The organism is Chryseobacterium tructae, assembly GCF_030409875.1.
Taxonomy (GTDB): Bacteria; Bacteroidota; Bacteroidia; order Flavobacteriales; family Weeksellaceae; genus Chryseobacterium; species Chryseobacterium tructae.
In genome coordinates this window covers 233,465-247,675 of sequence record NZ_JAUFQR010000001.1, presented here as the reverse complement: position 1 = coordinate 247,675, position 14,211 = coordinate 233,465, and the positions used below count along the sequence as shown (strand labels likewise).

General features: G+C 35.0%; 13 protein-coding genes and 1 pseudogene. 8 read left to right on the top strand and 6 right to left on the bottom strand.

Annotation, left to right across the window (positions count from 1 at the left end; all coding sequences use genetic code 11):
- Nucleotides 1–249 precede the first annotated feature (249 nt).
- Nucleotides 250–3,160 (bottom strand): annotated as a pseudogene (locus QWZ06_RS28095) (insulinase family protein).
- 428 nt (nt 3,161–3,588) lie between these two features.
- Here QWZ06_RS28095 and DarG point away from each other — a divergent pair.
- From DarG to QWZ06_RS01125, 6 genes are all read left to right on the top strand, one after another.
- Nucleotides 3,589–3,993, top strand: a complete 405-nt coding sequence (gene DarG / locus QWZ06_RS01150; RefSeq protein WP_290295338.1) for a flexirubin biosynthesis protein DarG — start codon at nt 3,589–3,591, stop codon at nt 3,991–3,993.
- A 48-nt stretch (nt 3,994–4,041) separates the two neighbouring features.
- Nucleotides 4,042–5,037 (top strand): BtrH-related acyltransferase DarH, encoded by a 996-nt coding sequence (gene darH / locus QWZ06_RS01145; protein ID WP_290295337.1) that lies wholly within the window; start codon nt 4,042–4,044, stop codon nt 5,035–5,037.
- A 1-nt stretch (nt 5,038) separates the two neighbouring features.
- Nucleotides 5,039–5,797 (top strand): ABC transporter ATP-binding protein, encoded by a 759-nt coding sequence (locus QWZ06_RS01140; protein WP_290295336.1) that lies wholly within the window; start codon nt 5,039–5,041, stop codon nt 5,795–5,797.
- Nucleotides 5,784–7,052, top strand: a complete 1,269-nt coding sequence (locus QWZ06_RS01135; protein WP_290295335.1) for an ABC transporter permease — start codon at nt 5,784–5,786, stop codon at nt 7,050–7,052. The genes QWZ06_RS01140 and QWZ06_RS01135 overlap by 14 nt, the downstream gene beginning before the upstream one ends.
- Before the next feature lie 69 nt (nt 7,053–7,121).
- Nucleotides 7,122–7,550 (top strand): acyl-CoA thioesterase, encoded by a 429-nt coding sequence (locus tag QWZ06_RS01130; RefSeq protein WP_290295334.1) that lies wholly within the window; start codon nt 7,122–7,124, stop codon nt 7,548–7,550.
- Nucleotides 7,547–8,689, top strand: a complete 1,143-nt coding sequence (locus tag QWZ06_RS01125) for a beta-ketoacyl synthase N-terminal-like domain-containing protein (protein ID WP_290295333.1) — start codon at nt 7,547–7,549, stop codon at nt 8,687–8,689. The genes QWZ06_RS01130 and QWZ06_RS01125 overlap by 4 nt, the downstream gene beginning before the upstream one ends.
- A gap of 51 nt (nt 8,690–8,740) precedes the next feature.
- Here QWZ06_RS01125 and QWZ06_RS01120 read toward each other — a convergent pair whose 3' ends face one another.
- The 5 genes from QWZ06_RS01120 to QWZ06_RS01100 all read right to left on the bottom strand — a co-directional run bounded on the left by QWZ06_RS01120 (nt 8,741) and on the right by QWZ06_RS01100 (nt 13,165).
- Entirely contained in the window at nt 8,741–9,838 is a 1,098-nt protein-coding gene (locus QWZ06_RS01120; RefSeq protein WP_290295331.1) for a hypothetical protein, read from the bottom strand.
- A 116-nt stretch (nt 9,839–9,954) separates the two neighbouring features.
- Nucleotides 9,955–10,515, bottom strand: a complete 561-nt coding sequence (locus QWZ06_RS01115; protein WP_290295329.1) for a DUF6705 family protein — start codon at nt 10,513–10,515, stop codon at nt 9,955–9,957.
- The gene (locus QWZ06_RS01110) at nt 10,515–11,069 is read right to left on the bottom strand and encodes a DUF6705 family protein (RefSeq protein ID WP_290295327.1); all 555 of its coding nucleotides are present in this window, start codon (nt 11,067–11,069) and stop codon (nt 10,515–10,517) included. Before QWZ06_RS01110 ends, QWZ06_RS01115 begins: the two co-directional genes overlap by 1 nt.
- 10 nt (nt 11,070–11,079) lie before the next feature.
- Entirely contained in the window at nt 11,080–11,676 is a 597-nt protein-coding gene (locus tag QWZ06_RS01105; RefSeq protein ID WP_353959921.1) for a DUF6705 family protein, read from the bottom strand.
- 13 nt (nt 11,677–11,689) lie between these two features.
- Nucleotides 11,690–13,165: a hypothetical protein gene (locus tag QWZ06_RS01100; protein ID WP_290295322.1), complete on the bottom strand. Its 1,476-nt coding sequence runs from the start codon at nt 13,163–13,165 to the stop codon at nt 11,690–11,692.
- A 138-nt stretch (nt 13,166–13,303) separates the two neighbouring features.
- On the opposite strand from QWZ06_RS01100, the gene QWZ06_RS01095 reads away from it, so the two are divergent.
- Both QWZ06_RS01095 and QWZ06_RS01090 read left to right on the top strand, forming a co-directional pair.
- Nucleotides 13,304–13,858 (top strand): beta-ketoacyl-[acyl-carrier-protein] synthase family protein, encoded by a 555-nt coding sequence (locus QWZ06_RS01095; protein WP_290295319.1) that lies wholly within the window; start codon nt 13,304–13,306, stop codon nt 13,856–13,858.
- 87 nt (nt 13,859–13,945) lie between these two features.
- Nucleotides 13,946–14,203: a phosphopantetheine-binding protein gene (locus QWZ06_RS01090; protein ID WP_034727005.1), complete on the top strand. Its 258-nt coding sequence runs from the start codon at nt 13,946–13,948 to the stop codon at nt 14,201–14,203.
- Nucleotides 14,204–14,211 lie beyond the last annotated feature (8 nt).

Sequence of the window (14,211 nt, the reverse complement as noted above, 5' to 3'; positions counted from 1 at the left end):
TGAGTGAAATGCCTTTGCGATCGAAAATATCCACAATAGATAATCCTTTGCGAACTCTTGCGTTAAAAAAACACCTATCTAACCTCAACAATTGTGGAGTTATTTATGATATTTGTATTAAAACCAACAATATATTTCACGTGAAACATTCTAAAACCCGTGGAACACTCACTATCAGGAAAATGTCTTTATTTAAACAAAAAAGTGGAACATTTCTGCTCCACTTTACCTATTATTAAAACTAAAATATTAGTACCCGAAGATTTCTTCAAGAGATACTTCCTGGAACTCACCCATCTTATTGATAGACTCCATATTTAGATTTTCTTTCTTACCGATAATTGCGGTATTGTATTGTACGGGTTTCACTTCTGTATTATAAAATCCTGTCAGCTGAGGCAATGTCAATCCTTGAATCTCAGCATAGGTATCTTTTCTCAGGTCATAATCAACACCTAATTTTTTAAGGGCTAACTGGCTGAAGAAGATATTAGTTCTATTGATTCTGTTAGAAGCAATTTGTTTCAATGCAGAACCTCTTGCATTTTCAAACTGTGTTGGGATCTGTGGCAGCTCAGCCATTAGTTCGCTCATTGCAGTTACAGCTAAAGGAAGTTTGTTAGACTGTGTTCCAATATAATTGGTAATATAGTTGGCATGCCCTTTCTCTGAAGCGTTGGCGTAAGAAACATACGCAGAGTAAGCTAAAGACTTGCTCTCTCTGATTTCCTGGAAAACGATAGAAGATAATCCTCTTCCGAAATATTCATTGAAAACATTCGCTTTTCCGAAGTTGTCTAGGTTTACAGGGCTTGCTTTCGCTACTTTAGCCATTTCCATCTGTACCATGTCATAATTTGTGAAATATACCTTCCCTGTTGTTGCAGGTTCCGTATATTCCTTAGCTTTTGCCGGCTGTAGACTTGTATTCGTGATATAAGGTTTTATCGCGCTCTCCATACCTGCCTGATCTTGCCCATAAAGCAATACCTGATAAGGATATTGATTCAGTGTTTTCACCTTTTTCATTAATTCTGCAGCATCAATGCTTTCAAGACGAGCTTTAGAAATAACATCCGTCATTCTTGATTCTTTCCCATATTTTGCATAATTGGAAAGGGCTCCCATAATTCTCACTTTATCCTTTTTAGCAACTTCTCTCGCTTCAAGAATTGTTTTTACAGTTTGGCTGTAAATAGCTTTATCTGCTTTTACGTTGGTCATCCAATGGTTCATTAACTCCACTCCTTTCTTCATATTACTTTCAAGTCCTGATAAAGTAACAGTCGTTTGATCATTAGAAGTTCTGAAACTGTAAGAAATTCCTAGCTTATAGAATTCTTCTTTCAATTGTTCCGGAGTATATTTATCCGTTCCAAGGTATTCGAAAAGAGTTCCTGCTAACGAAAGCTCCTTATCATGATCTGTTCCGAAAGGGAAAACATAGCTTACCTGGGCAATCTCATTGTATTTATTTTTTACAAAGCTTACCGTCTTGTCTTTTACCTTTGAAGTCTGAATCGCTGTTTTATAATCGATAAACTCAGGTTTGATTTCAGTAACCTTAGTATTTAAATGTCTTTAAGGAAAGGAGACTGAGCTTCTCTGTTCAATTTAATAGGAGTAATTCCCGGGTTCTCTACACGAACAAGCTTATCATTCACTCCTTTCTCTTTGTAAACCACTACATAGTTATTTTTAAAGAAGTCATTCGCAAACTTCACTACATCAGCCTTAGTAATCTTTTCATATTGATTGATCTCGTCCAGTTCCTGCTGCCAGGTTCTGCCTTTGATATAAGAATCATAAAGTTCAGTAGCCAAACCGTCAGCAGTTTCCCAACCTTTCATGCGCTGAACCTTTTTATCATTGATGATAGCTTTCAGCATCCAGTCTGGGAACTGTCCCTTTTTAACAAGATCAAGCTGATCAAGCAATAGCTTTTTAGCCTCATCAAAACTTTGTCCATCCTTAGGAGTTACCACTAACGCGAATGTTCCATACATTTTGAATGGTGATTCATAGGCTCCAGCTCCTAACGTTTTCTGCTTTTGATTGATATTAAGGTCAATTAATCCGGCATCTCCTCTGTTGCTCAAAATTTCTGCAACAACATCTGCTAATCTAGCTTCCTGGCTTCCATAAGAGTCTGTTCTCCAAGCCATCGTCATTCTTGGAGTAGATGGGCTTTTTACTGTTCGGGAAACAATCTGGGTCATAGGTTCCTCTGTAACCATCTTCTTCATAGGAAGTTCTTTGTACTTGAATGCTCCGAAATACTGATCAACTAATTTTATAGTTTTGTCATAATCAATATCTCCAACCAAGACTACTGCCATGTTATTAGGCACATAATAGGTATCAAATACTTATGAATCGCTATCATTGATGGACTCTTCAGGTGTTCAGAAGTACCAATAGTAGTTTGCTGTCCGTTCGGGTGTTTTGGGAAAAGAGCTTCCATCAAAGCATAATTTACCAAACGGCCGTCGTTATCCTGTGCTCTGTTGTATTCTTCATATACTGCTTCCAATTCAGTATGGAAAAGACGAAGTACCAATTCTGAGAAACGTTCTTTTTCAACTTTCAACCATTTTTCCAGTTCATTGGATGGGATATTGTTTTTGTAAACCGTTTCATCCAGCCATGTATGAGCATTGGTTCCTGTAGCTCCCAATGAAGAAATCGCTTTATCATATTCATTGGCAATCGCAAATTTTGATGCTTCTTGAGAAACCTCATCGATTTTTTTGTAAAGTTCCTTTTTCTTTGCCGGATCTTTTTCTGCCTTATGTTGTTCATAAAGGTCGGAAATTTGTTGTAGCAAAGCTTTTTCCTTCGCCCAATCCTGAGTTCCTAAATGGGAAGTTCCTTTGAAAACCATATGTTCCAAGTAATGAGCAAGTCCTGTATTATCACTTGGATCATTATTAGATCCTGTTCTTACCGGGATATAGGTCTGGATTCTGGGTGCATCTTCATTTCTGGCCAGATAAACCTTTAATCCATTTTTCAGGGTATAAACCCTTACTCCTGCCTGGTCATTCTTTACCGTTTCATAAGTATAACCCTGAGCATCCGTCAGTTTTTGAGTATCGAATTTCTGAGCCATAGCATTAAGCATACAGAAAACCGAAACAGAAATAAAAAACTTTTTCATAGTTGTTATTTAATAGTTATTTTTCAATCCAAATTTCAAATCCATTAGTCTTATCATAAGGGGTACTTGTTACAATGTTCCCTATTATAAGTATTAACAGTACTTCTTAAGATTTCATTACATCCCATTAGTTAAACAGCATTATTCAAGAACTAAAGAAAATAAAGATCTTTTGTGATATATGAGTCAAAATCTCACAGCCGAAAATCAATTTAAACACTACTCAAAAGGAGAAAGATAACAAGAAGAGTTTCTTTTAAATATTCATAAAAACTCAGATTCAGCCTTTATTTCACAACAATATTGCGATCATATGGTATAAAATTTTCATATTATGTATTTTCACTATTTTAGCCACTTGGTTAAAAGAATCAAAAACAGATGAAACCTATCTCATCTGAAATCTAAAAAAATTAAACATTCTTCAGATGAAAAAACAAGACCTACCTCAAGACGAAAGTAATCTGAAATCCGCCAACATGACGGAAGTACTGTATGTAACGGATGAAAATGATAATTATACAACCGCAAACAGTACAGGCTGGGATGCAAAAAAAGCAGCTTTGGACGAATCTATGGAACTTATTTATGAGAGAATTGAAGAAGCCAAACAAAACGTTGCCAATAATATCGTAAGTCCTATCGTTTATTTTATGGAGTTCAATAAAATGGACTTAGGGGTGCTTGCTTCTTATGTAGGAATGTGGCAATGGAGGGTAAAAAGGCATTTTAAACCTAATGTATTTAAAACACTGAGCGAAACTGCACTGAAAAAATATGCTGATGCATTCGGAATTCCAGTCAATGAACTAAAAAACTTCGACGGGAAATAAAAGGATACACTCCATTTTATTTACCCTTGAAAAAGATATAAACTGCAAATGAAATTAAACTTTGAACACCATCAGACAGCACATTGCGAGAACGGTGTCGCTTCTAATCTACTGCTTAACAGAGGACTTAAACTAAGTGAACCTATGATCTTCGGAATCGGTTCAGGATTATTTTTTGTCTACCTTCCCTTTTTAAAGGTAAACTTTGCGCCGGGCTTCAGCTATCGTCCGATGCCGGGTGCTATTTTCAGCAAGGCAGCAAAAAGATTAGGAATTAAAATCAAAAGAGAAAAGTTTTCAAATCCACAAGAGGCACAAAAAGCCTTGGAAAGAAACTTAGAACAAAATATCCCTACAGGACTTCAGGTAGGTGTTTTCAATCTTACTTACTTTCCGGAAGAATATAAATTCCACTTCAATGCTCATAACCTCGTAGTATATGGTAAAGAAGACGGAAAATTCCTGATCAGCGATCCGGTAATGGATTATACCACGACTCTTACAGAAGCCGAACTGGAGAAAGTAAGATACGCCAAAGGAGCACTTCCTCCTAAAGGACACATGTATTATCCCATCTATATCCCGGAAAATGTTCATTTGGAAGAAGCCATAAAAAAAGGAATCAAGGACACCTGCAAAAATATGCTGGCTCCTGTTCCGCTTATTGGTGTAAAGGCGATGAGATGGGTAGCTAAAAGTATCCCAAAATGGGCAGAAAAGAAAGGAACAAAAGTAACGAACCATTATCTGGGACAGCTCATCAGAATGCAGGAAGAAATCGGAACTGGCGGTGGCGGTTTCAGATTTATCTATGGAGCATTTCTTCAGGAAGCATCTGTTATCCTTAAAAATGACGAATTAAAAGAACTTTCAAAAGAAATCACCTCTATTGGGGATCTTTGGAGAGACTTTGCTGTGGATATTGCGAGAGTTTACAAAAACAGAAACTCTAAGAGCAACATCTATAACGAACTTTCGAAAACTATGCTTCATATTGCAGATTTAGAAGAAGCTTTCTATAAAAAACTGAGAAAAGCAATCTGATATGGCAGAGAACATGATTGAGATCAAAAATCTATATAAAAAATACAAAAATTCCGACGAGTTTTCTGTCAATGATATCTCTTTGAATATCGATAAAAACGAAATCTACGGAATTCTTGGCCCTAATGGAGCAGGAAAAACAACTTTGATTTCCATGCTTTCCGGTTTAATAAAACCGACTTCTGGACAGTATACTATCAATGGGCTGTCTCCACAAAAAGATAATTTCAAGATCAGAGAGATCATGGGAATTGTTCCGCAGGAATATGCGCTGTATCCTACTCTTACAGCCAAAGAAAACCTGATGTTCTTCGGAAGCTTATACGGATTAAAGCATAAACAACTTACCAAAGCTATTGATGATTCTCTGGAAATCATGGGACTTTCAAAATTTGCCAATAAACAGGTAGGCCAGTTCTCCGGAGGAATGAAACGCCGTTGTAACCTTATCGCCGGAACTCTTCATAACCCAACAGTCTTGTTTTTGGATGAGCCTACTGTAGGCGTAGATGTACAATCTAAAAAAGTAATCATTGATTTCCTTTTAGAACTCAATAAAAGCGGAACATGCATCATCTATACCTCGCATCACCTTTCTGAGGCTGAAGAATTCTGTACCAAGATTGCTATTATTGATAGAGGAAGAATTCATGCGGTGGGAACTCCTGAAGAACTTGTCTCTCAGATTGCCCATGCAGAAAACCTTGAAGATGTTTTCATTTCATTAACCGGAAAAGAATTAAGAGATGTTGTTGTATAAACTGTGGAGAAGCTTTATTAAAGAAATTCTTCTGCTGAAAAGAGATATCGGAGGGATTGTCATTATTTTCGTAATGCCGTTGCTGTTGATTGTAACCATTACCCTGATCCAGGATTCTACCTTTAAAAACCTTGAAGGCTCAAAAATCCCTATTATTTTTATTGACAATGATCAATCAGAAGTTTCCAAAAATATAAAAGGCGAACTGGAAAACAGTAAAACATTCCAGCTATTGACCAATTATAATGAAAAATCAGCACAGGATGCTGTATTTTCTGGAGATTACCAGATGGCTATTGTCATTCCTAAAGATCTTACGAAAGATTTAAACTCCAATATTGATTCCAAAGTTCAGGCGATTGTAAGTTCATTTGGATTGGAAGGTGATTCTGCAAAAACCAAAATAGAAGCTCCAAAGGCTAAAGAAATTCATTTGTATTTTGATCCGGCCACCAATGCAGGGTTTAAAAATTCGGTGATGAATTCTGTAAACAAAATGGTTTTTGAGATCGAAAATAAAAAGATCTACAAAGCCTTTCAGGATCAGCTGGGAACAACAGAGAATCTGAACGAGAATAAAAACCTCATCAGTTTCAAGGAAATTACTCCTAAGAAAGGAGAAATGGACATTATGCCGAATTCCGTTCAGCACAATGTTCCCGCATGGACTCTCTTTGCGATCTTTTTCATCGTAGTTCCTTTATCCATCAACCTTGTAAAGGAAAAAAGCCAGGGTACAAGCGTAAGGGCAAGAATAAGCCCTACTCCCTACTTCGTTCATATCTTAGGAAAAACATTTACTTATCTTATTATCTGCCTTATTCAGTTCTTATTGATGGTCGCAGTAGGTATTTATCTTTTCCCGTATATGGATCTTCCGGCGTTTGATGTATCCGGAAAAATGTTCCAGCTTGTTACAGTTACCTTATTTGCAGGACTTGCTGCCATTGGATTTGGAGTATTATTGGGAACCATTGCAGATACCCAGGAACAATCGGCACCTTTTGGAGCAACATCCGTTGTAGTATTAGCGGCTATTGGAGGAATCTGGGTTCCGGTGTTCTTAATGCCTGAATTCATGCAGACGGTAGCCAAATTTTCACCTATGAACTGGGGATTGAATGCTTATTACGATATTATTTTAAGAAACAGCGGAATCGGTGGTATTGCCAAAGAACTGGTATTCCTGTTTTTATTTTATATCGTTACCGTATCAATTTCTATTTTCTATGAAAGGAAGCTTCATAATATTTAATCGATTTTATTACTAATATTGTCAGGTCATCTCTGACATTCATAAAAACAAACCTCAGGAAGAAAAAACATGCAGTCTAACGAAAATATATTAACCTGTACTGAAGAAGTAAGAGTACGATTCAATGAGACAGATCCTTTAGGAATTGTCTGGCATGGTCATTACATTGTCTATTTTGAAGACGGAAGAGAAGCTTTCGGCCGTCAGCATGGTCTTACTTATCTTGATATTCAGAAGGCAGGCTATGTAACACCTATTGTAAAAAGCACCTGCGAGCATTTTCTTCCTTTAAAATATGGAGAAACATTCAGAATTGTCACCACTTTCGTCAATTCTGTTTCCGCTAAGCTTATCTATACATACGAGCTTTTCAATAATGAAGATCAATTAGTGTGCAGTGGAGAAACCATACAGGTATTTCTGGACAGTAACGGAAGTTTGTGTTTATACAATCCGGAGTTTTTTCAAGCCTGGAAAGATAAAATGGGATTATCATGAGGAAGGAAATTTATATCACAGACTATAACTGCGTAACTCCGCTTGGCTTCAATGTGGATTCTAATTGGAATGCACTTCTCGCTGGGAAATCAGGAGTTGCTTTACATAAAATTATAGAAAACCAGGATGCTTTTTATGCATCCGGAATCAATTCTGAAGCTTTGAATGAAGAATTCGACAGAGTTTTCGCTCAAAACACTCATCAGGAATTCACAAGGCTGGAAAAAATGCTGCTTTTAAGCATACAACCTTTGGTAGAAAAGCATGAAATCACAAAAGAAACTGCTTTTATCCTCTCTACAACAAAAGGGAATATCAGTCTTTTAAAAAATCAGACCGAACTGCCTACAGGTGTTTACCTATCACAATTAGCTCAGAAGATTGCTGACTTTTTTGAATTTAAAACAAGCCCTATTATAGTTTCTAATGCTTGCGTTTCGGGGGTTATGGCTATTGCTGTGGCCAAGAATATGATTCAGGCCGGAAAATATAAAGATGCCTTCGTGATCGCTGGGGATGAAATCACAGAATTTGTGATCTCAGGATTCAACTCATTTCAAGCCATTGGATCAGAACCTTGCAAACCTTATGATAAAAATCGCAACGGAATCAATATTGGCGAAGCTGCAGCAGCGATTTATATTACCTCAGAGCCTTCTGAGAATGAAAAATATAGATTTAAAGTATTAGGAGATTCTGCGATCAACGATGCCAATCATATTTCAGGCCCATCCAGAACCGGAGACGGTTTATATGGAAGCATCAGAAATGCCATGATAGAAGCCAACGTATCCGCAGAACAGATCGATTTTATTTCTGCCCACGGAACAGCAACATTATACAACGATGAAATGGAAAGCATTGCCTTCAGCAGAATGGAACTGCAAAATGCTCCGCTCAACAGCATGAAAGGATTCTATGGACATTGCTTAGGGGCTTCCGGATTGTTAGAAAGCATTATTTCTATGGAAAGTGCCCTTCAAAACACTTTACTTCCTTCTAAGAATTTTGAAGAAATGGGAGTTTCCCAACCGTTGAATATTATTACAGAAAACCAACCGGCAACAGTAAAGTATATTCTGAAAACAGCTTCGGGTTTTGGGGGTTGTAATGCAGCGATTGTGCTGGAAAAATGCTAATTCTATTTATCGGATAAATACTAAAACCACCAGAACTTGGTGGTTTTTATTTTAATAATATTCAATTTTTCTTATCCATTTATATAGATCTTTTCCGTCCACATTTTTGATGATCTTTATCCAGTTTTTATCTTTATCAAAAGTATATTTGAAGGTGATTGTTACAGGTTCTACTTCTTTATCTTCCACTCCGAATTTATCTAAATAGTAAAGTTTTGTTATATAATTACCATTATATTCAAATCTCGTTTCAAACCACACTTTATCATTACGATATATGGTTTCCTTTTCTAGCTTTTGATCTTTAGTATAAGTATAAACAGTATAGTAAGTTCTACCATAATTATGGTACTTTCCATGTTCAATATTCGTTCTTTTTATTAGATTTCCCAATTCATCATAATCATATTTAAAATGTTCTGATAAATAGACTTCTTTATTTTCAAAATCAGTTGTATAATTAAAGGCCTTTGATTCAATTACTTTATATTGATTATTATAAATCTTCACCTGGCTTAATTTTTTACGATAAACAGAGTCTTTAACCATAGTATATCCCTTTTCCACTTTTTTCCAAATATCATTAGTTATTGCAAAAATGCTGTCCGTTTTTGTAATGCTATCAAACTTCGTAGTATATAAAGGCTTAAAGCTTTCAAGATTATTTGTATATTTTTCCATAGGCTCATCTTTTCCTTTATAATACAATTCTGAAAATTTGGCGGTTTTGTTATTTCCATCGTAAAAATAAAGATATGTTCTTTCTGAGTACCCTTTACTACTTTGAGACGTTAACCTATTTAATCTATCATAAGTATAATTGTAATCGTCTACAATTTTTCCTGATCTGTAATACCATATTTCGTTTATAATATTTCGTTTTTTATCATAATAAGTTTCATTATTGATATCTCTGCAGAAATCTGTTTCAAACCATGTATCCCGCATCCTTTTTCTTAAATTATCCGGAGTCATGATTACAGCATGCCCATACTCACTATCATTTGTCATAAAAGTAAAAGGACTAGATTCATTTAGAAAGACTACATATTCTTTTACAAATTTGGGTTTACCCAAAACTGTGTCTTTTATAATTTGGGAATTAAAATAAGTCGATAGAAAGGATAAAATAAATAATAAGTGTTTCATATTTCATTATTTAGATCTTTAAAATATGAATTTGCAACTGCTCCAAAAGCAGAAATATTCAAAGATAATACCTGCTGTGCTTTACAAGAAAACACAGTAAATAATACCACTTCTCATTACTGCTTTGTAAAGATCAGATTCTCTGTCTCTGGAAGATAGATTGTATAATCTCTATTCGGAGGGCAATCTTTATCATTTGTTGTTGTTGTCCCAGGATAATACCCCCAAGAAAATTGGGTAGTATTAATTTTCTTTAGGGCTATAATTCCTATTCCCACGCTACAATTACCTCCTGAAAATACCAGGGTAATGCTATTATCTTGAATTTTCGAACCTTTTATGGAAAGTCCAATATTATTTGTGAAGTCTTTATTCATTGAGCTTTCCAATACAGTATTACCTTTTTTCACCTCATATTTTACAAAAATTTGATCTCTATAAAACGGTTTTCCAAATCTTTCTATTGGAACTTTTACTTGCTTAAATATTTGTAACGTAATATTTTTTTCTTGAAAATTGCCTTGCCATCTTCCTATAAAAGAATCTAATTCGTTATTTGAATCTTTAAAATATGAACCTGCTGGAACATCTAGTGCCGAAGTATTTAATGGATGTATTTCTTGTGCCTTACAAGAAAACACAACCAACAAACCAAATATTACCAATTTACTTCTCATTACTGTTTTGTAAAGATCAGATTCTCTGTCTCTGGAAGATAGATTGTATAATCCTGGGTAGGTGGGCAATCTTTATCATTTCTGGTAGTTGTCCCAGGATAATACCCCCAGGAAAACTGTGCAGAACTTATTTTCTTTAATACAATAGTTCCTATTCCTACACTACAATTTCCGCCAGCAAAAACTAAAGTAATTCCACCTTCATTATCTTTAGTTTTTGAACCTTCAATAGAAAGTCCAACATCATTTGTAAAATCTTTATTGAGTGAACTTTCTAAAACTACATTATCTCTCTTTACTTCATATTTTACAAATAATCGATCTGTATAAAAATTCTTTTTCCACATTTCAAACGGAATTTTTATGTCTTTAGTAATAACAAGCTTTATAGTTTTACTATTGAAATGTCCCACCCAAGTTCCAGTATAATAATCTAATTCATTATTTAGATCTTTAAAATATGAATTTGTTGGAGATTTAGATGCAGAATTATTCAAAGGTAATACCTGCTGTGCCTTACAAAAAGCACAGTAAATAATACCAATATAAACCATCCACTTCTCATTACTGCTTTGTAAAGATCAGATTCTCTGTCTCCGGAAGATAGATTGTGTAGTCTTTATCAGGAGGACAAGTAATGTCATTTCTTGTTGTTGTTCCAGGATAATATCCCCAGGAAAATTGTGTAGAACTTAGTTTCTTGAAAATAATATTTCCAATTCCTACACTACAATTTCCACCAGCATATAGTAAATCAATTTGTCCATCAGCTTTTGTACCTAAACTTAATATTAGATTTTTAATGGCTGCATTAGGATGATATGTATTATTTAAAGTAGTTTGTAAAATATTCCCATTTGAATCTTTTATTTCATATTTTACAATAAGAACATCTGAAAAAAAACTTTTTCCCCACTCAGAATAAGGTCTTTTTACTTCTTTTGTAATATTTAATATAATTGTTTTATTTTGAAAAATTGATTTCCAAGTACCTATGTATGGGCTCAATTCATTATCTAGGTCTTTAAAATATGAGTTTGTTGGTGAACTGTAATCAGAGGTATTTAATGTTAATACCTGCTGTGCCTTACAACTAATTAAACCTAAGCACAAAACTAGAAAAATATACACTTGCTTTTTTAAAAAAAATTTTAACTCCATAATCTATACTATATTATTTTTGGTTTGGACAAACAGTTGAACTTGTACTTCCATCTGAATTTAATTTAATTGTTGAAACATTATTAGTAGTGTAGTCTATTTTTTGAAGATTTATTTTATTTTCTAATCCCATACTTTTTAATGTTGAGAAAAAAATTTGCTCCAAGCCTCTACTATTCAATTCTTTATTCCCATTAACAACACTTATAAAACTTTCTACTTTCAATAATTTAAAGGATTGAATTTTTTGGTTAACATTCCATGTATCTCTTTGTAATTCAGAATAAGAATTCGGGATAGGTAAATCCCCATGACTTCCATCAAAATACATTACATAATGTATGCCACCAGGAGCTACCACTCCCATATAGGCATCACCCGTATTTCCTATACTCTGGTATCTTGCAATTTCTATTAAAGTAGAAATATCATCTGAAGAAAATATATGTACTCCTGTTTTTGTATGATTATGATAACCTCCATTTATGGTAGAAGGATCTCCAAAATTTACACTATGCTCTCCATTTTCGGTGGTTTCTGTAGGTGCACTTCCATCTTTATTAAACTTCCAGCCTTTTTCTCCCTTCGCTCCTTTCTCTACATGCTCTTTCAAATCCTTTACTTTAAGCTGAACAGCAATATCATCCAAAAGCTTCTTTGCTTTCTTACAAGGATCATCCTTCGGATCCAGATAATCCGGAAACTTGTGTTTAGAACCATCTCCGGACATTGCATTTCCGCCACCACCAAAATGCATGTTTCCAGGTTCTTTCCATTGGGCATCTTTCCACCAGTCTCGTCCAGGAAATAGATAGCCAAAACCACCACCGCCGCCGGAGAAGACATTGAACTTAATAATGGTGATTTCCTCTATATCGTTCACCCGGATATATTGCTCTTTAGCAAACTTCCCCATGGGCGTAGGATTTTTGGGATAGAGATTATCTACCGCATCCTGAAGCCTTGCTAATACGCCCAGTGTTACAGGATCATTATTCTGTACAACAGTAAACTGCACATAATCTCTGTTGGGAGAGACAATACCATGAATAAATGCTGTTACCTGATCACCCTGTAGAATAGGAAAAGCAATCGCCTTAGAATTATTTCCATAGGTATAGGTAGATACGTTATAAAAAGGTCTTCCAAAATCACGATAAAAGTCCTGCCCTAAAGCACCATTGTTTTTAAAAAACGCTTCTATGGTTTCTCTGAATGGTGTTTTATAGCTCACCGGGGATAAAGGAATATTGACAGTAGTATTGTAAGTGCCATTCTTTTGGGCAGCCTGTCCGGTTTCCTGTCTGTTCTGCGCTCTGAATTCCGGGTCAGATTGAGCTTTTTCTTCAAACTTCAAGAACATTTCAATAGGAGCCCTGAATTGGGTTTGTTCCTCTTTGGGAAGCACTTCATCTTCCGTTCGGCAGGAATTTAGAGTAAGAGTCAGCACTGCAAGCAGAGCCAACCGGAGAATCGATTTTTTTCTCATAGACATTTGTTGTTTTTTTAGATTCCGAATATACTATTTTTTCACTATTCAGAGATAAAAATGGTAAAAATAGTTGAAAGTTTGAATGCCACTCATAACAACTCGCTATCATTTCAAATTATTTTATATTTGTAAAAAATGGAACTACCATTAATGAGGAAAACAAAAACCTGCACCATAGAACATTCAAAAATAACCGTTGATGGAAACCTTATTTTTGAAACCAAAACCAATACATTTCCGGAGTTTGCCAAAGAAGCTTATAAAAACTTAGAACTCAGTTATCCGAAATTTCATAAAATGGATAGCTTGAGTAAGCTGGCTTTTCTCGCTGCCGAAATGCTTTTAAAAGAAGAAGACCACAGCAAAACAGCGCTGGTTTTTGCCAACAAATCATCCAGTCTGGATACCGATTACAAATATCAGGAAAGCATCAATTCCCAGGAAAACTATTTTCCAAGTCCTGCTGTCTTTGTATACACCTTACCTAACATTTGTGTAGGTGAAATTAGTATCAAACACAAAATGCAGACTGAGAATGCATTTTTCGTTTTGGATGAATTTGATGAAAAATTTTTAAATGATTATTCCGAACAAATCCTCCAATCCGGAAAAGCTGATAAAGTATTGTGTGGCTGGGTTGAATTATTTCAGGAAAATTATAAAGCTTTTGTATATTTGCTAACCTTGTAAAAATGCAACATTATAACAATGTAGAAATGTAACAATTTTAAATATTGGTAAACTGGTACATGGATACATTGGTAAATTAATTAAATTATGGAAAACTTAAAAACTGAATTGAAGCACAAAATTATCGAAGTACTTAACCTTGAAGACGTTTCTGTAGAGGAAATTAAAGATACAGATCCGTTATTTGGAGGTGGATTAGGGCTAGACTCTATTGATGCTTTGGAACTCATCGTTCTTCTGGATAAAGATTATGGAATAAAATTAGCCGATCCTAAAAAAGGAAAGGAAATTTTCCAATCTATCGATACGATGGCTCAATTCATCGAAGATAACAGAACAAAATAAATTAATAA